The following is a 22957-nucleotide window of genomic DNA, read 5'->3' on the forward strand; positions in this document are numbered from 1 at the left end:
ATAACTCAATTTCTCCTGTAAGAGTAGAAGGAATTGATAACGTAGTAGACATTGCAGTTGGCTTGAATCATACATTATTGCTTACAAACACAGGCGATATATATGCGTTCGGTGACGGAAGCAACCATCAGGTAATTCCTGAATTAACAGAAACAGCTTTGATACCGCAAAAACTACATATTAAGAGTTCTTTGGAAATTGCGGCAGTATATGCTGACAATAATACAAGTTATGCACTTACAAGAAACGGTGACATAATTGCATGGGGCGAAAATACATCGTATAAGTTTGGTGACGGCGATTACTATGGTAATGGTATAGCATATGCAGATATAGCTGAAAAAGCCGTTACATTGTCTGCGTCAACAAACAGTGTACTTGCATTGTCAGAAACAAGCCATGTATGGGCATGGGGCAGTAATAACCATAACCAACTTGGTATGTATCTAAAAGACGATAATACATATGAAACTGTTGTTGAAAATCCAACTCTTTCAGATGTATATAATGAAACTGTTGAAGGTGAAGATTGGACTCCGAACGGTGTAACAGCCGGTGAAAGTGCATTCGTAACTTATACAAACGGACATTCAAGAGTTCGTGGTAATAACCAAATTGACGACAAGAACGGTGGTCAACTTGGTATAGATACAGTAAATGATGCAGACGGAAACGCATATTATCCTGACGTAAAAGATAATGCAGTTGTATTATTGCACGCAGGTGACAGTGATCCGGATCATCATTATGAACCGTTCAACGGTGCAAAATCTATTGCGGCGGCAGCAAACGGTGCGAATGGCGTTATCTTCGATAGTATAGGTAAAATCTATGCTTGGGGTGATAACACAAGAGGTCAGATTGGTGACGGTACACAGGATAATCGTGAATATCCGGCGGCTGTACTTATAGACGGTGGCGGAGCTTATATTGACTTCGCAGAGGCAACATTGACACGAAATGATATATCAGACATACCAATTCATATGTTCTATGATACTATTATGCGTGATAATGGTACTCTTGAAACAGCAGTAAGACAAAACGATGTAATCCAGATTGATCTTGACAATGTAGTAGGCGTTATAGGCTTTACACTATTCGGTGAGTCTGCTTATAAACCGACAGGATTGACATTCGAGTCACTAAATACTGAAGTGGCAGAGTTTGAGGCTAATCCAAACGGCGGAAATAACACAACAGGTAAATTGTACGTTAAGCAGAAGACAGGTGTAACATATCTTGTTGCAAAGGATTCGAGAGGTAATACAGGTACAATTAAACTTAATGTTATTCCGGCAGGAAATGACAGAAGCAACGTTATGCCGATGATTGCAGTAGGTGAAAATCATACTATTGCACTTCGTTCAGACGGAACAGTTTGGTCATGGGGTAATAACTCATACGGTCAATCAGGTAACGGTAGCAAGTCTTCATATACTACAATTCCTGTACAGGTAATGAAACGTGAAAATGCTACTGCAAGCCCAAGTGCATTGACAAACGTAATCAAGATAGCGACAGGTGGAAACCACAGCATGGCTCTTACAAGTGACGGACATGTATACTCATGGGGTACTGGTGTTAAGGGTGCTCTTGGTAACGGTTCACAAACTGAATTTAACGTTCAGAAGTACGCAGTAAGAGTTTACGGAACTACAAGAGATTATTATCTTGGTGACAGTGCTACAGGTACAGTTGCTGAATCAATTTATGGCTCAAGAATTATTGATATTGCAGCCGCAGGTACTGGCGTAGATTCAAAAGAAGGTACAAAACAGTACTCATATGCAATCGATGCAGACGGTAATATCTTTGGTTGGGGTTATAACTATAAGGGAGTTGTTTCACCGCAGGATACATATAATGCGAAGATGACTCTTCCGAGAAACATCACAACCAGAAATACAATTCTAAAGAGTGCAAGAAAGCTTATCCCTGATAAACTCGGAGATACAATGCACATCTTAAAGGCTGACGGTCAGATTATTACATGGGGTGATAATTCAAACGGCATCTACGGTATAGGCGAAAATATTTCGACATCACCAAGCCGTGCATCACTTCCTGAAAAAGCAATAGCTGCATTTGGCGGTACAAATAATATTATGGCTATACTTATGGACGGTGGCGTAGCTATGTGGGGTGACCTAAGACAAGGTCAACTTGGATATGGCAGCGACAGTCCTGAGTATTTGACAGTAGAAAAGACACCGGTAAGAGCATACAACTTTGAATGGGCTCAAAGAGGTGCATTCCCACTTAGCGGTGATATATCTGAGTATGTTCAGGTAATCTATGCAAACGGTGGTCAGAACGATGATGGTTCTTACAGCAGTGAAAACTTGTGGTCAGCAGGTATGTATGGAGCTATGCTTGGACGTGGCACAGAACATGATAACGAAATTCTTCCGATAGGCAGAGTTCTTGCAGGAAAGACAGACGTTAGCGGATACGTTAAGAATGTAATTCTTGTATCAAACGGCAGAACAAACAGTGATATATCTGTAATTACAACAGATAATGGTGCCGTATGGGCATATGGTATTAATGAAAACGGAATAATCGGTGACGGAACAACGGTTGACAGATATGAACCGGCTCGTGTCGGAACTGCATACTTCTTGTTTGATAAGTATACATATTCACTAAGAGTTGATGACGTAGAAGAACCAAAACGTCCTACAATATCTTCATTCAACTTGTTGAGCGGTGCAGAAGGTACTTCAACAGAAGAAGTTGAATTGAAGTGGCAGACATGGGATGGTAGCAGTGACATCGTTGAAGTAGATTCTTCAACAGGTAAGCTTACAGGTAAGAAGGAAGGAACAACATATGTAATCGTATCACTTGCCGATGATTCATTGACAGTTGGTACATTTAAGGTAGAAGTTCGTCCGAAAGATTCAAGAATCGGAGGATCGGATACTGACAGCTATATGGATAGTGTTGCTTATCCACAGGTTGTATCCGGTACAAATACAACGTACGCACTAAAACCAAACGGAACTGTTTGGGCATGGGGCGGTAACGAGTATGGTCAGCTTGGTAGCGGACAAATCTTCGGTACAGCAATTTATCCTCAACAGGTAAGCATAAAAGATGAAAACGGCGATAACGTAAGAATAGTTAAGATTGCAGCCGCAGGCGACAGTGCTCTTGCTATAGATACAACAGGTCATGTATGGGCATGGGGAAGAAATGATAGTGGTCAGCTTGGTATAAACAGTACGTCAGTTAAGGTAAGTACACCTGAACGTGTTAAGATTGGTGAACAACCGTCTTATGGTGATGACGCATTGTCCCAAGCCGGCTATATGTCAAACATTGTCGATATAGCAATCGGCGGACTTACAAATGATGCAATGTTTGCATTGTTTGTAGAGGACGGCGGCGTTGTATATGGCAGTGGTAATAATGCTTATAATCAAATAAGTATGGAAAGCGGCGTCAATAACTATCAAGCACCGATAAGAGTAACTGATTCAGTTGCACAAGTTGCTATCGGAAACAGTGCAACATCTCATATGCTTAAATTTGACGGTTCTGTATATTCACAAGGTAAAGGTACAAGATATGAGTACGGTACAGGTGAAAACACAGATAACGTTGATTTCAGAGCCGGAACTGCTGAAATGGAAAATCGTGTAATGGCGATTGCAGCCGGTAGCGAAAATGTAATGGCAATTACATATGCTCTTGCACAAGACATAACTGTTGATACAGACGTAACAGGCAGTGTTTGGGTATGGGGTGCAAATAAGAACGGTGAATTCGGCGAAATGAAACTTGACGTTACTAAACCGACAAAGCTTGCAGAAATTTCAAATGCAGTGCTTATCGGCGGTGGCGAAAGCTTGTATATCGTGGATTCAAACGGAACACCTATTATGGGCGGACTCGCTTCAAGCGGTCAGCTTGGTGTAGGCGGATTGTCAAGTGATGTTTATACTCTATCGGGTAAATCCAATGTTGTAAGAACAGACGGACAAATCGCATCAAATGTACTTAGTATGACATCATCTGTTGGCGGCGTACATTCAGCTTATGCTGACAGTGACGGTTATGTATGGGCATTCGGTAAGAATGACAAGGGTCAGATTGCAAATCAAGATGTAACATCAGACTTTACAACAGCATCAATGGTTGGCTCTGACTTGATTATAACTCTTGATTCAAACGAAATACTTGTTAAGAAGAATCAAGAATCAAAAGGTATAGGTATGACAGCACATCAAGGCTTTAATCTATATGAAGATGAACAGCCTGTAAATGTCAGCACAACATACAGAGTCCTTGACAGTGACATAGCATCAGTAGATGGATATGGTCAGGTAAGTGCAGAAAGCACAGGAAAGACATATGTAGAAATCTCTGCAAGAGGCGATGATAATGCCGAAAAGAGAATGTATGTACATATTATATCTCTTCCTGACGATACAGAAGTTAAGGCAGAAAATGCAGATGAAGAATATATTGCTTATCCGCAGATTTCAGCCGGAGATAACTTTATCCTTGCACTTCGTGCAAACGGTGATTTGTACGCATGGGGCGATAATACTTATGGTCAACTTGGTCTTGGATTAGGTCGTGTCGGCAGTATCGATATGAAACCTCAGAAACTTAATGTAACAAAGACTGTAACTGAAATAACAACAGGTGCAGACGGCGAAGACGTTGTTACATCAAGAGAAGTTCCTGTTAAGTTCACAAAGATTGCCGCAGGTCCTGACTTCGCAATGGCTATAGACGTTGACGGTAACTTGTATACATGGGGCAGAAACAATAACGGTCAGATTGGTAACGGTACAGATACTTCTGACTTTATAGACGAAAAGAATCCATCAGAGGTATCAAACAAGGAAACACTTGTTCCATCACCTCAAATGGTTGCATACTTCACTGATTATAATGTAGTAATGCAAGACATAAGTGCCGGCGGAAGCGTAGGCAACAGTTATGCAATGGCATTATCATCAAACGGTGACGTATTTGCATGGGGTTCAAATAAGTTTAAGCAAGTAGAAAATTCTGATAACGAAATCGTTTCAACACCTGTTTATGTTCCTGTATCAAGAATGACATCAATAGCTGCAGGTAAAGGAGATGAATTTACAACAAGCTATGGTGTTCAGGAACTTGGTAAAGTTCTTGCATGGGGTAGTAACGAAAACTCAGAAATGGGCGAAGGTGTGATAGACAGCGTTACAGGACAGGCAATAGTAAGCGGTGGCGGACTTGAAAATATCCGTGTGCTTGAAGTTGCAGCCGGTAACGGTAACGCAGCTGCCCTTACAGAAAATACAACAAATAACTCATACGAATATTATGTATGGGGTAATAATGACAATTATCAGACAGGTATCACTACAAATACTCTACCTATAAGCACTCCTGTAAAGAATACTGATATGAGCCAAACTATTGATATAACAAGCGGCAACGCATCAATGATGGTACAGAAGGGTACAGGTACAGTAAATGTAATCGGTGACAATACAAACGGTAAACTTGCAGTCGGAAACAATAATAGTGTAAATGAAATTGTTGCGGCTAAGATTACAGACGGCACAGACTTTACCGGTGTATTGGCGGCTGCAGTAAGCAGTAACGGCGGTATGTCAGCATTCATTATGCAGGACGGTTCAATCAGAACAGTAGGTAATAATGAACGTGGACAATTAGGTGATGCAATTCTTGATAATGAATTATATCCTGTTGAAGTATATTCGGGAATTATCAATGTAGACGGCGTGGACAGCAATAATGCTGTACTTGCAAATGCCGGAGCGGCTCCTGGTCGAGTATATCTTACAATGAATCAGTTTAATGTATTCGACAAGCGTGTTACAAATACAAACTTCAAAGCAACATCAACAAATCCTGACGTTGCGGAGATAGATAATGACGGTAACATTACTTATAAGTCAGTCGGTTCTGCAAGAATGGTTGTATACGAAGAAAATTCAGGAAAATACTCATTGTTCGATGTAAATGTACTTCCTAATGTTACTGATGTAACAACATCAGTTCAACCAATGGTTGTGACAGGAAATCAATTTACTCTTGCTCTTGCAAGTAACGGTCATGTATATACATGGGGCGATAACTCAAGAGGACAAGCAGGATTTAATACAACTAAAAAGACAATTAACGAACCTACAGAAGTTCTTGTAAACGGTAAACCTATGGAAAATATAGTTTCTGTTGCGGCAGGTGATAACTTCTCACTTGCAGTTGACAAAGACGGAAACGTATGGTCATGGGGTAGAAATGACGCCGGTGTAGGACAGCTTGGTAGAAAGCTATCATCGGGAACAAGCGTATATTCACCGAGAAAGGTATATGACGTTGCACCGACTCCTTCAAACGGATCAATGGGAAGTACATATCTTGGCGGTGAAAATACAGGTAAGGTAGTTAAAGTCTTTGCATCCGGTTCAACAGCGGCGGCAATCACAGAAGAAGGCACTGTATATGTATGGGGTAGCAACAGATACGGTCAACTTGGTATCGGACATGATGCTATAACAGAAAGTTCAGCAAGCTCAAATAAGAATATACCGTATAGAATGTATGGTATTGACGATGCTGTTGATGTAGTAATCGGTGAAAAGAATATTGCGATTATAAATCGTGACGGTACAGTTTATATTACAGGTAGCAACGAAACAGGTGTTCTTGGAAACGGCGAAGTTTGGAGTACAGGCAGTGCAAATAACGGATACAACAGAACAATACCTCTTCCTGTACTTGATACAGATATGAAAGCACTTACAGGCGTTGTGAATGGAGCATTAGGCCCTGAACATGCAATATTGAACTTGTATCAATACAAGAAATCTGCTGATGCAGAAGGCAACGATACATCAGACTTTGCAAACGAAGTATATGCTTATGGTAATAATAAGAACGGTGTTCTTGGAAACGGTGTAGCATATACAAACGGTACATTCTCTGATGAAAACGGAACGACTGTAACAGAAGATGCTCTTGGTAACGAAGTTAAGAAAACAGTTGTATTCCCAACTGATAAGAGCATTGCAAGAGTTCAGGCTTGGAAGTCTGAAACATATGTTGACGAATCAGGCAACTTGCTAACAAGAGATGTAGCTGAGCCTATGAGTGGCGTATACAGCGTATTCGCCGGTGACCACTTCAGTGGTGCTGTTACAAATAGCAGTAACGTTTATATGTGGGGTACAAATGTATACGGTGGAATTGAAACAGGTGTACTTGGAAATAAGACTAAGAATGCTAATCAATATAAGGCAAGACTTGTTTATAAGGATGATACATCAAGTGATAGACTTGATACAATCGTTCAAGTTTCATCAATCATAAACGGTGAACACATTGCGTCAATCTCTCGTGACGGTGTTGTATATACATGGGGTTATAACAATAGATTCCAACTTGGCGATAAGAGTCAGGAAACTTCTGTTGTTCCGGTGGTTGCAGGTAATGCAAAGATGTCTATTATGCCTCCTACAGCAACGTTGGCAGTTGACGGTAAAACAACAATTACGATTACAGGCGCAGATATGTTCTCAGTTTATACAGATCTTGCTTCAAGTGTAGGTACATTTGAATGGAAGGTATTGGATGACTCGATTGCAAAGGTTACTGTTGACAGTCAGCAGCCTAAGACTGCAAACATAACAGGCGTTACAGAAGGTGAAACAAGAGTAGTTGCAACTAATACAATTACTCAACAAACTGTATTCAGCCGTATTATCGTAACTGAAGATATAACGTATGCACAGATTCAGCTTGGTAAAGACTTCACAGTTGCCCTTAAGAAAGATGGTACATTGTGGGCATGGGGTAATAATGAAAACGGCATGACAGGTACAGGAAGTAAGCAAAGTATGCTTACAATTCCGGTACAGATCGATTCATATTACGCAAGTGTTAACGATGCGGCACAAGAAATTGCAACACCTATGGAAAATATTCTAAGCGTTGCGGTTGGTGAAAACCATGCTATAATTATCGGTCAAAGCGGTAAAGTATATGCTTGGGGTGACAATACATACGGTCAGTTAGGTGTTAACCCTATACTTATAAAGAATACAAACAGACCTATCCTTGTAGAACTTGATGAAAACTTTGCATCACAGATTATAGACGTTTCTGCCGGTGCATATCATACTGTAGCCGTAACGGCAACAGGTGAAGTTTATACATGGGGTAGAAATAATAAGGGTCAGCTTGGCAGAAAGACAGTGACTGAAGATAACGATCCTACAAATTTTGTTCCTGAAAAGATGAAGGGCGTCGGTGAAAGTAATCTAAGCGGTGTTGTAATGTCAGCGGCAAGTAAAGAAGCAACAGCTGTCCTTATTGCAAACGGTACAGTTTACACAGTCGGCGGAAACAGCCACGGTGAACTTGGTACAGGTATAAGCAAGAGTGTTGAATACAATACTCAGCTTGAAAAAGTAACGACAATCAGAAAAGAAGATGAAGCATCTGAAAATCAGGAAGAATTAAACAATGTTACAAGAATCGTAGGTAAGGGTTATAACTTCGTTGCAATTTCAACGAAGTACCATTACACAGGTAACACAAATCCTGACGGAACTCCGGAATATGTATATGACAGAAACAGAAGAGTTTATACATGGGGTGACGCATCATCTTCACAACTTGGTACAGGAAGCTTTATGCCATATGCAGATCCAAGCATTAATCCTGGTGTTATCTTGGGTCAAACGTCGACATATTATTCAAATGTACCGGTAGAAGTTACAATGAATCCTGATGACAGTCAGTTTAACGTAGCTGATGAAGACACAGGTGAACCAAGTATTTACCTACATAATATAGCTAATGTATCAATCGGCTATTATGAAACAGAAGACGGTCAGAGTAAGACTCATATCATGGCTATTGACAGAAAGCATAATGCTTTTGCATGGGGTAGCAATGAATACGGTGAACTTGGAGTCGGCGGTATAACTAATCTAAATGCAGCATATCTTGTTCCAAACTTGTATTATGAAGAAGACGGAACAACTCCTGCAAACAGAGCAATAATCGGTGTCGGTTCTGGCGGTATGCACTCAGCCGCATTCCTTGATGACGGATTGGTTTATACATGGGGTCAGAACGACAGCGGTCAGCTTGGTAATTTCACAAGAGATGCAAGTGAATACCCTGGCATTGTTGATGAAGAATACATCGCTCTTGGAAATTACGATATAGTTCTTGATGATGAACAAGATGCAAACGGCGACTTTGTAAATACAATTACAGTTCCTGCGGCATATATGCGTTCATTCAGTTTGGGCAGACAGATTGACTTTGAAAAGACAAAGAAACTTGTATTCGAGTCATTCAATGATAATATAGCATCTGCTCAAAAGGTTGACGGAGATCTTTCTGATTATGACATCAGCTATACAAAGATTACACCGGCTCATTACGGTGAAACAAAGATTATAGTTAGATACATTGACGAAGATAATCCGGAAAATAATAAGTCGGCAGTAGCTAATGTTACTGTGCTTGGTCACGCTGATGACTACAGAACTGCACCTCATATGGGTAGCGGCGATGAATTTACAGTTGCATTGAAAGCTGACGGTACAGTATGGACATGGGGTAAGAATACAGAAGGTCAGCTTGGACAAGGCGGACGTACTTCTGATAGAAATATCATTCCTACACAAGTAACATTCAGCGGTCTTGCATCAAATGCGTATATAACAAAGATTGCAGTAGGAAAAGCTCATGTAGTCGCACTTGATTCAGACGGAAACATCTGGACATGGGGTGACAATACATACGGACAACTTGGTGTAGACAAGACAACAACATATTCGACAAAGCCTGTTAAGGCAGGTGTATTTGACGGCATAAATTATCTAAAGAATATCGAAATCGCAGATATATTTGCCGGTGAATACAGTAGCTTTATCGTAACAGAAGGAACATCAAATATTACAATAGCTAAGAAGAATGATGGTTCAAGAGTTACAGTACCTTTGGGAATTAACAGAAATACATTTGCATTCGGTAATGCGGCAATAGATATTGACACCGGAGAATATACCGGTGACGGCTATGGTGCAAAACCGACACAAATGAGTATTGTTAAAAAGGTAAGTAAGATAAGCGGCGGATATGTATTAAAGACAAGCGGTACTGTTTGGGAACTACCTACAGACCCTACAAGTCCTGAATTTAAGATATTCAAGGGTGAAAACAATTCTGTAAATAACATTGTTGATATTTCATCTAAGTCAGCTGATGATCATACACTTGCACTTAATGCAGAAGGTTATGTACTTGCATGGGGTGCCGGTTCATACGGACAACTTGGTAACGGTCAATCTGACAACGGTAATATGAATAATCCTGAATTTGTTTACCTTGACAGTGATAAGACTCAACTACTTGAAAATGTTATAAGCGTATCAGCCGGTGATAAACACAGCGTTGCACTTGCAATCGAAAAGAACGATGCAAGCGATAATAAGGGCGTTGTTTATACATGGGGTAGCAATGAGTTTGGTCAGATCGGCAGAACAGATGTCGGCGGTAAAGTATCACTACCTGTTAAGACTGTTTATACAGATGATGCAGACGATTTCTCAATAATTGCAATAGATGCCGGATACGGTGCTACATCAACACTTCAGTCAACAGGATATATGTGGACATACGGTCTAAACAATAATGGACAACTTGGTAACCTTGATGTTGATAATACATCAGTACCGGTACTTGTAGGTAAGGGTGAAATTAATGTAACTCCTTCTGAACTTACTATCAGAAAGGGTGATACAGTTGAAATCAACCCATTGCTGACAATCAGTGCAACAGACGCATTTAACTTGTTAGGTCTAACAGGTACGGGCTCAACAAATGTAACATACACATCATTGAATAAGGATATACTTACAGTATCAGAATCAGCACCTCAAACAATGACAGGTGTTAAAGCCGGTAAGGCTAACCTAAAGGTTACAAGTGGCGGAGTTTCGGCTTACGTTGTTGTAACAGTTTCAGGTGGCAGTGAAGATGATAAGTATACACCGATGGTTGCAGCCGGTGAAGGATTCACAGTTGTTCTAAAAGCGAACGGCAGTGTATGGACATGGGGTGACAACTCATCAGATCAACTTGGCAGAAGTACAGCAGATACAATCGGTATGGTATCTATTGCCGAAGACGTAATGTACATTGCAGCCGGTAAGAATTCAGCTTATGCGGTAACATATAAGAAGAATGCAGACGGCAGTGAAGAAAGCAAGCTTTACGCATGGGGCGATAATACATTCGGTCAGCTTGGCGGCGGAACAACAGCGGCTAAGTCAGTAACTCCTGTTGCCGTAACAGGTCCTAACGGAAAAGTTATGACAAATGTCAAGAGTGTATCAGTAACAGATAACAGTGTTCTTGTTCTTACAAATGACGGATTTGTATATGGATTCGGTGAGATGTTCGTATACAACTCAAGAAAGATTGCTCAAATTCCAAACCTTACAGGCGTTGCACAAATCAGTGGAATGTACGCTCGTACAACTGGCGGTATGGTATGGAGGATTGATGAATCAGGAAGTCCGCAGAAGGTTTCAATAAAGAAGAATAACAGTGATGTATCGGCTGTTAAGATAGTGGCAGATAGAGATCATTTGCTTATTCTTGATGAAGACAGCAGAGTTTGGGCATATGGCGATAATACATACGGTCAAATCGGTAACAGTGAAAATGCGGAAAGCAATGCGGTACAAGTTAAGATAAGTGAAAACGAATACTTAGTAGATGTATCGGATATTGCGGCAGGTCAATATTCTTCATACGCAGTTAAGACAGAAACATTAGCCGATAAGACAAGCAAATCAACAGTATATGGTTGGGGCGACAACAGTTCAGGACAGCTTGGCAAAGATCCGGCAACAAATGAACGTATGTCAGTTGCAACAATCATAGATTCAGCTCCTTCAAACGTTGATGTAATTTCAGCCGGATATAATCAAGTATACTTGATTGATTCAGATGGTAGAGTTTGGGGCGAAGGTGAAAATGCTCTTGGTCAGCTTGCAAACGGTGAAACACAAAACAGCAGTAAGTTTGTTATCTGCGGTGACAGTCAGATTGAAATTAATAAGGTAGACGAAGACGGTAACATTATCTCTTCAGGCTACGGTACAATCTATGTCAAGAAGGGTGAACTGGCAGACTTACAGGCATCATTTGAGGCATTCAACGTTTACACCGCTAAGGCAGGTGCAAATACTGATTATAACTTCAAATATGATGTTAAAAATAACGGAATGGTAGTCGATGACGCTGTTCTGTCAGTTCCTGAAAACGGAAAGAGTATTGAGGCACTTAAAGAAGGAATTGCATATGTCAAAGTAACAGAAAACGAAAGCTTGAATAAGACATCATTTGCTAAGATTGTAGTTCTTCCACAAGATGCTGATTATGACTTCCAACCAAAAGTACAGGCAGGAACAAACCATACAATAACTGTACGTTACGACGGCAGTGTATGGGGATTCGGTGTTAACACACACGGACAACTAGGTACAGGCAACACAGATACAAGTGATAAACCGGTAGCGGCATTTACAACATCAAAGATTTACGTTGATGCTGACGCAGGATATGATCATACACTTCTTCTTGATAAAAATGGCGTTGTATGGGCAGCCGGTAATAATGACCGCGGTCAGCTTGGTATAACAACTGCTGACGGTGAATCACATATCTTCACAAGAGTTAATGTTGACCTTGGAGTAGGAGAAAAATTTGTTTCAATAGCCGCAGGCAACGGATTCAGTATGGCTCTTACAAATAAGGGTAACGTATATGCTTGGGGTGATAATACACACGGACAACTTGGTCTTGGTGATGAAACAGAAGTTGCAACACCGAAGAAACTTGCGATTGCTAATGTAAGACAAATTTCAGTAGGTGAAGATCATACACTATTCTTGCAGATGAACGGAACAGTTTATGCTACAGGTAATTATGAACATAATAAACTTGGTATTTACAACTTGTCAGGAGATTTAAGAATTCCTACAAAGGTTCCTTCATTCCTTGGTGCATCAGTAGTAGCTGTATCAGCCGGAACTAACCATGGCTTGGCATTGTACTATACTACAAATGCTGCATCATTCGGTGATAACAGTTATGGACAACTTGGTAACGGAAACTTGTTGGAAACAACGGCGATTCAAACAGTTGAGGCAAGCGGAATATTTGATATATCGGCCGGATATAATCATTCTATGGTAACAAATCAAACAGGTACGCTTTATGTATTTGGTGATAACTCATTAGGACAACTTGGTCTTGGTGGTATGAACGACGGTACAATTCAATATATAAGCAAGCCTACAGCAAACGAAATGTTCCTAAGCAATGTTTATGCAATGAGCATATCGGCCGGTAATAAGTTCAGTACATTTGCCGACAGAAACGGTGTTGTATACGGTTTCGGTGACTATACACAAGGCAATGGTACAGAATTTGGATTGGATACAATCGAAACACGCAGTGATACTCCTGTTATGATAGGTGAATCAAGACTTGTTGCTGGAGACAACGAAGTAACAGTTGTTTCAGACGGAGATGAAGTTAAACTTAATGTTCCTGATGTATCTAAGTTCAATCTATTGTTAGATTATAACGATTCAGTTGATATAACAGCTGTAAGCGTTAATGGCGATATTGCCGATGCAAGAATTGATGAAAACGGAGATGTTTATGTTTCAGGTAAGTCTGTTACAGGTCTTACACAGATAGTTGTAACAAGAACAATTAAGAATTCAAACGGCACAAGTGCCGGAAGTGAAAAGCTTGTATACTTTGTAACAAATATCGAGCAAGGAACAGAAGAAAATCCATCAATCGTAGCACCTATGACCGCATCAGGCAGAGCGCATACAATAGTGCTTAAGCAGGATGGCAGCGTATGGGCATTCGGTAGCAACACATATGGACAGCTTGGTATTGGAACGGCAGATAACGTAATTCAAAATGTTCCTCAGAGATTAACATTCTTTGATGATCTAAGAAAAGTTGAAGAAAGCTCAGACGGTACGCTTATAAGCACAGGCGAAAATGTTGTTAAGGTTTACGCCGGTGAGTATCATTCAGTAGCCTTGACAGATAAGGGTAATGTATATACATGGGGTCTAAATAACAGAGGACAACTTGGACTTGGTTATGATCCTTCAGTTCGTGATATGGTTATGTCACCTGAACGTGTAACATTGACAGATTCAAACGCTAAAACAGTTGAGTTAACAGATATAGTTAAGGTATCGGTCGGAACATATCATACAGTAGCACTTTCAAGAAGTGGTATAGTATATGCTTGGGGATGGAATGACTATGGTCAGATTGGTAATGACTCTAACTCATCACAGTCATACTCATCAACTCCTGTAATCGTTAAGAGTCTTAATAAGGTTGTTGACATCAGCCGTGGTTCAGGCGGTCAGACAGTTTATGCAATTCGTTACGACGGTAGCGTATGGGCATGGGGCAGCAACGACAGCGGTCAGATTGATGTCAACAGTATAAATACAAAGATCTACAGAGAACCGACAGAAGTTAAACTTAAAGTCGGTAACACTGATTACAGTAATGATGTAGTTCGTATTTATACAGGTCTTAATCATTCAGCGGCATTACTAAATAACGGTAATGTTATTACATGGGGTGAAAACAACCAAAAGCAACTTGGACGAGAGGCAGAATCTATTGAAGGAACAACAATTGCAGCTCCTGGACTTGTAGATAAATCAAATCTTACAGGCAGTGACTACATTGTTAGCCTTGAAGTAGGTGCAACTCATAATGTTGCTATCCTTGGCGATCAGAATATCGCAGTATGGGGCGACGGTGCAGACGGTAGACTTGGTCTTGGCGATCCTAAGACAGGTAACGGTACGGCAGATGTAGAAAAACCTACATATGTAACGGTTGAAAACGCATCAGCAGGTACAAGAGAAAATCTACAGGCATTGGCAGTATCTACAGGCGGTGCATTCACAATCGTTTCAAGAAGTATGGTTGATACAAGCGATCCTAAGAACGGTATGGTTTACGGCTTTGGTATCAATGATATTGGTCAGTTGGCTCTTGGTAGACCGAGCGACCTGACTAACTCAATCATTTACGAACCGGCAATTATTGCAGGTGATGTGGCAGAAATTAAGCCAAGTGCCGCAACAATGAGCGTAAATGACGTTAGAAAGGTAACTATCAAGTTACCAAGATTCTATGTAACAACTCCGGAAAATACTAACGGAGGCGATTACACAGCAAAAGTTGTAAATATCGGAGATACAACAGGTGATATAATCACATATGATAAGACAACTCAAAATGTTACAGGTGTTAGTATCGGTACGGCAATGCTTATTGTTACTGATAATGAAACACCGACAGAACTTGATGCAACATTCACAGTAATTGCAGAACAAGACGACAGAGTTGGCTATTTGTACTACGATATTGAAAATCCTGAAAAAGCAGATGAAATTATCAGTACAGCCGGTGAAGTTCAGGATACAGATTGGTTCCTTGACAAAGGATTCTTGACGTATGGTACAGACTATACTATAGAAACAGCCACAGACGAAACAGGTAAAGAATATAATGCAGTAGTTCTAAAGGGCGGAATAACTCAGCTATACAGTGTAGTTACTCCTATATCTAAGACGGGTGAAGGCAGCCTAAGAATTCGTTCAAGAGTAATGTCAGATTCTTTGACACTTCGTGACGCTGACGGAAACGCAGTTGATTGCACAGTCGAAAAGAAATTGGATGAAAACGGTGAATATTATTATCAAGTTGATAATGTTAAGGCTGAAGATGTTACATTGTATTACCTTGACTTTACAAATGACGATAAGGTAAGAACAACAAAACTTGCTATTATCGGTCAGTCAAGCGATGCAACAATCCATCATATTTCTGTAACACCTGTTTATAACAAGGATACAATAAACGGCAAAGCAGATCATACATATTATGATGGTGCTACTCATATTCCGGCAGCCGTACTAAAAGAAGACGGAACGGTTGATTATTACTACTATATCGCTCCTGATACAGACAGTGATAATAATCCACTTGTCGGAGCGACTGTTTACATTGACGGTCAGAAAGCGTCAATAGTATCAATAGCATCAATTCCTGTAAACTCAGATCATACTGAAAATGAATATCATGGTAAGTATTTTGACGCACAGAATATCGCTATCGGTACAGACAGTACATCAGAAGTTGCAACTAACGGTAACTTTACGGCAACTAAGCTTACAGTAACGGCACAAGACGGAACAACTAATGATTATATCCTATACATCTATAAGGAATCATACGCAACATCTATTGCGAAGATTACTGTTTCAACAGACAGCAAGACTTATACGGCAGTTAAGGCAGGAGAAAACAGATACCAGGTAATTGTTCCTGAAAATGTTACTCTTGCAGATATAACAACATATACTACACTTGACAGAACAAACATTGCCTACAGAAATAACAGCAGTGTTAACCCTGATAAGGAAGGATTAACAAGTCCGGCAGTATATGAAGACTTTGTCATCGGTACAAACACACTTGTTACAACAAATATTTCTACAACTGTAATAGGTGGTAACATCGGTTCAGGCGAATATATCCTTGATATTATCAAAGTTAAGGATGAGGACGATCCGTATGTTGCAGTTGACCATACAAGAATAATGCCGTCTAAGGATGGAACATGGTATATAGCATCTGTAGATGACGATGCAGAAAATGCAGTTATCACAGTATCTACAATACTTGAAGGCGGACAAGTCAAGATAGGTAATAACGGTAAGATTGAATCGACAATCAGTGAGGTTACATATGTTCTTGATGAGAAGAAGATGGACGCAAACGGATATGAAGACGTACCGTTTACAATCTTCCCTAAGAACGACAGCCCTCAAGAAAAGACAATACGTATTTACAAGAATTCTGCCGATCCGAGATTGAATAAGATCACGGTAACAGTTTATGACGATGCGAATGGAGTAATTGAAACTGTTGATGCTTACTATGATATTGTTCAACAACAATATGTAGCATTGATTGATAATTACGAAGATGACAGACCAATTCTTGTTGAGGCAAGAAGTTTGGCAGTCAAGACAGACGCAGACGGAAATACTGTAAATGCTAAGGCGGCAGTCGTTGAATACGGAGGCGATTTAAGCACTGCTCCATATCTTGACGTAGCGTCACTTAACAGTAATACAAACGGTGTCATCACAAACTACAGCGTAGGCGTAGAACCGATTGATACTAAGTATTCAAAAGAATCATATAAACTTGCGGTTATTAAGAATTCTTTGAATATTAACGCAAGTGCAAAGACTGATAAGATGAATGAATTCTTTGCAGCAACAGTCGATGCAGATGATTCAAGATTGCTTGAAACAAAGGTTATTTACAGTGAAACAGGCACAGATATTAAGGTTATCCTTGATCAGCCTTATGAACAGGTTGCGGTAGGTAAATTTGAAAACGGCGACTATAAGATGGGACAATATAAGTCAGTTACATCTAAGATTGCCGATGGTGAAAAACCATATATCGTATTCAGTAAACAGGCACTTGATCCTGAAGTTAATAAGGAAACTAACTATAAACTTATGGTTAAATCCGGATCTGTAACAAAGGATTACATTCTTACAATTCTTTATGTTAAGGATGATGTTACTGTTGAATACGTTAAGGACGTATCTACTCCTGAATCATCAAGATATACAATAGTAAAAGAAGAGAATAGCGATAAAGAATATCAATATTATCTTGCAATTAAGCAATCGGATTATGACAATGATAAGAGTATAGATCTTGAAATCAAGGCTACAAGCTCTAATGCTTATGTAACGATTGCATCTTCACCGGATGTATCGGATGAAGAAGTAAGTTATGTAGCAGGTAAGAGTGGTAAGTTTGAACAAGTTCTAAATCAGACAATCAGAGTTCAAGACTACATCACGTCAGATGATACTACTGCGGTTAAGTATCTAAGATTTAAAGTTACAGGTGAATCAGGATTCAGTCAGGTTTACAAACTTTACATCAAACTTCAATCGGCAGATACATCACTTGACGGCGGTATTGTCAAAGCCGGTGAACTACCTTCAGCTATTTCAGATGAGGCAGAGGCAATAGAAAAGTCTACTGTAAAGACAAATTACAATAAGACGACAAGTAACAATAACAATAGCGATACATATGATACAGAGTTTGACGGATACTTCATCACAGTATCTGATACAGCTAAGAATGCTGCAATCAGAGTTGTGACAAAGGATGACCACGCATCGGTTGCAATAGGTAAATTCCTTGCTATCGAAGACTATGCTATTATGTCAGATAATTCTGCTAACGTAGAAGTTAAGAAGAATTACATCAGTAGTTTGAGTGATTCAGATTACTCAACACATGAAAAGAAGATTGAAGCATACGATTTGACAGACGGCAACAGATACAACTTGACTGCCGGAGTAAGTGCTGATTTACGAAAGGGAATATTTGTTCCTATAGTAATCAAAGCTGAAAACGGTAAGACAGATATAAGTTATCTAATGATTCGTGGAGATAAGTCTGACTTGACTCTAAAGAATTTGTATGTAAACATTCGTTATTCAGACGGAACATCAGAATGGACACTTGTAGACGGTCCTGATTCAATCACAGGTGAATATTCAGTTGGTATTCCGAATAATATGACATCCATAGACATTAAAGCAATAGCTAATCGTTCGGATATTATCTCACTATTGGTCGGTGAAAATACTGCCGATGAAGGTGAAGACGGCGAAGACACAGATACATCTGAAACACCGGATACACCGAGCGAACGTTCATGGATTGAAACATTGAAACTTGATCTTGATACATCAGTTTACCCACTTGTTTATAATGGTACTAATGTAGATAAAGATTCAGGTGAAAGAATTAAGATAGGTCAAGCTATTGACCCTGACAGTCAGACAACTGTTGTTAAGATTTATCTATATGCAGATAACGGTACAATGATTACCAACGAAGATGCACCGATAATTCTTAATATCAATAAGAAGTCTGAAGATGCTAATATCAGCAGTGTTACAATTAATCCTGATACAGTTTACGAAAACAGTGATTCAACAGAAAGATTAGATGAAAATCAAATACCTGGATTTACTGTATTCGCAAATGAGGATCTTGATAACCCTGAAAAAGAATCTTATACAGAGGCATTTACAGTTAAACTATCAAGCCCTAAGGCTAAACTTACTATTGACTCAAGCAAGGCTGAATATGAGCCGGACGCTGACGGAAACGTAAGTTTCTCGCTTAACCTTGTTGAGAGAGATGAAAATAACAGAAACATATTCCATGTTCCTGTAACAGTTACAGCCGAGGCAGGTAATACGAAGAAGTACATCTTGAATGTAGAACTTCATACACTTGACATTGGTATTGTAGACTTGAAGTACAACAATGCGTCGACAAGCTATGACAGTGAAAAGAGAAACTATTATGTATTTGAAGAAAAGAATACAAATAGCGGTTTGTTGTATATTATGTCAACAAACGGAACAACGCTTACGATTGATTCCGAATCAAATCATTATAGTACAGAATCAAATACAATAGGAAATGTATTCGATAATACTGTTACATTTGATCAAATGCTTAGCACAACATATACTAAGCAAGAATATAAGATTCTTGTTCATGCCGCATTCGGTACATTCGCCGACGGTAGCGTTAAGGAATACACTAAGGAATACACATTCACTTCTAACCTAAAGGATAACAATACAAACCTTGTATTGTACATCAACGGCAAGAAGGTTGAACATAACAATGGTGTATTTGAATCAAGTATCTCTTACACAGCTAAGGATTATGAATTAAAGGCAGAGGCTGAAAGTAACTATGCACTTGTAGGAATTAATTCAACACCTCCTACAAATGTAAAGACTGAAACAAAGACAATAGAAACTCCGGATCAAGAAATTGAAAACGTAAGAATCTATGTAACTGCACAAGACGGAACTCTTGCACCGTACGGTGAGGGTGACGGAGGTTACTACACATTAATTCTAACAAGAAAGAATGAAACTGCAGAACTTGATACAGTTACATCAAGCAATGTGGATGCAGAAGTTGAATATGATGAATCTACTAAAGAATACATCATTTACACAAGCAGTTCACAGGCACAGGCAACAGCAGTTCTTACTCCGGAATCAATCGGCGCTAAGGTTGGTTTGTTCAAGTATGACGGAACTCAGTGGGTTGCACAGACAAATTACACTGACGTTGATGCAAATATGAGCGTTGACTTGGGCAGCGACATTATGAAGAATGTAAATAACGGCGTATATCAAATTCGTGTTAAAGCTGAAAATGCCGAAAGCGATGAAGAATACAAAGCATACACACTTCGTATTTCAACAAAGAGCGGCAACACAGGAATTGAGCAGATTATAATTGAGGAGAATAAACCGGGTCATTATAACAGCGTTAAGCATGAGGCTGTATGGGATGGTAAGGTTCCTCCGAGAGATGCAACAATCAAGATTGTTCCGACAGATAAACATGCTACAATTACAAATGTTGTTCGTGTTAAGTCGGCAGACAGTGACGCAAGCATATTTGAACCGATTAAACAGCCGGTTGAAAACAATACAAACAGAGGTACAATAGAATTTGTACTAAAAGACGGTGTTAAGATTGCTCCTGACTACTATGAATACTATCGTATTACAGTTGCACCGCATAACGGTGGCGCAACACAAGATTATATCCTTCGTCTACAAGGTGTAGATGATGATGTAAGCTTGAAGATAGTAACAATAGACGGTCAAGAAGGTACATACATCGAAGAAAGCAGCCAATATAACTTTATGGTTGCAGAAAAATCTGTTAAACCATATGTTGAAACAAATTCAGAAAATACAAACATTGTAGCTATCAACGATCAGACGCTTAGCACACTTTCAAATGTTTGGGAAAATGAAGGTTATATGTATGATGTTGACCTTAATAATGAGGTTAACACAATCGAGGTAACAGTTAAGTCTAAACTTTATGAAAGCGATGAAAAGACTCCGAATGCAAAGAAGACATATGTCATTGCATTGTATACTGCATCTCATAATGCAGATTTGGGAGATATTATCGTTAATACAATTAAGGCTATACCTCGTCCGGAAAATCCGACAATCTATGATGCGTCAATTCCGACATACGATAAGGATAACCCATTGAGTTTCTGGAATCCTGCAACGATTGAAGTAAATGCTCTAAACGGTTATACAACAATCGAATTTAGAGGAACAGCTGATAAGGCAGACGGTAAACTTATTGTAGAACGTACACTTGAAACCGGAATTACTACTTATCAGATAGAAACAACATCATCGTCAGGCAGATACAAGCAAGTTTATACATTGAATATCACAAGAGATCGTGATATTCCTGATGTACAGAAAGTATATGTAAATGATACAGAAGTACAAAAGGGTCAAAATACATTTGTAGATATAAGCTTGTTTGCAATAGAAGATGATACATATGTTGCAACAGTAAACAGACATGACCCTGTAAATATTACAATTATGCCTAAGGGCGCAATGTCAACTGTAACACTTTGGGGTGACACAATCGAAACACCTGTATCAAAATACAGAGGCGGAGTATTTGAAAATGTCGCACAGAACGAAAGCGGTACTACAAACTTTGAATTCAGAGTTGACGCCGCAGACGGAAAGGCAAGCAAGACATACAAACTTCAAATCCTTTATGCAGGTGATGACGATACAAATCTTGAAAGCGTTTCATTCAAGGGCATTGAGGCAGGAAAGATTAGTCCTAACTCAGATGATTATTACACAGATGCCGACGGTACTCAAAAGCAGTACAAAGCTAAGTATATTGTAAACCTTGTAAATGAAAAAGAATATTACGGTGATATTGTAATCAAGGGTGTAAATGAATATCAAGGTATTACACTTTATGATGAGGACGGTTCAACTGTTATAGCAAACAGCACAAGCGGTATTTTGACAAGATTCTATACAATGAGAAAGAATGTAGTAAATCTACCGTTCACAGTAACCTCACATAATATTGATAATGAATTTGTAACAGAGCATTATATCTTGACTCTTACAAGAAGAATGCCTGAACTTGAAGAGGTAAGAGCCGACGATAATCTACTTATCTATAATAAGATACAGTACACATATCAGGCACTTCCGAATGCAAAGAAAGTTAAGGTTTATGTAAAGGCAAACGATAAGGATGCTAAGGTACAAATCGGAGATTTCGATTGGGCATTGTATGAGGATGAACAGGATTACGATATAAGCAAGGCAGGAGAAACAACATTCACTGTTCCGCTAAATATCTCAGTTTATCCGTATACTGAATACACAACAAGAAATCTTGTAATTACAAAGGGTGACTCTAAGTTAAAGCAAATCTCAGTATCTGTTAAGGATAATGATGAGGCTGTATCAAGACGTATTGCGGCTAATGATTACGGCGAATATGTAGCGGTAATCCCTGAAGAAAACACAAGCGAATATGTAACTGTTTCACTAAATGCACCATCAGACGGTTATGTACTTGAACTTTACAGACAAGGTACAAAACTTGCAACAGGTGTTGCAGATGAGGACACAGGTAGCTTTGAACGTAGAATCGACTTGTATAATGTCGAAAATCTAAACAATGCTTGTAATGAATTAACTATTTATGTTAGCGACGGTCAAGGTAACGAAGCATTATATCCATTGTGGTTGAATAAGGTTTCAAGCAATACGGCAGTTAAGACAGTTATTGCACAAAGAGGCACATCAGAAGAAAGCGTTGCTGAAAATAATACAGATACATCAAGTAACTGTGATTCACATGAAGTTGAAATTACAGACAG

At 39.4% G+C, this 22957-nt stretch carries 1 protein-coding gene (cut by both window edges); it reads left to right on the forward strand.

This entire window lies inside a single protein-coding gene on the forward strand: locus ACSAMO_RS08180, encoding an RCC1 domain-containing protein (RefSeq protein WP_499209084.1). The 88038-nt coding sequence extends 48733 nt beyond the window's left edge and 16348 nt beyond its right edge, so the window shows coding positions 48734-71690 (codon 16245, partial, through codon 23897, partial); the first complete codon in view begins at position 3. The start codon and the stop codon both lie outside this window.

Source organism: Ructibacterium sp. SJQ-7 (assembly GCF_054696575.1).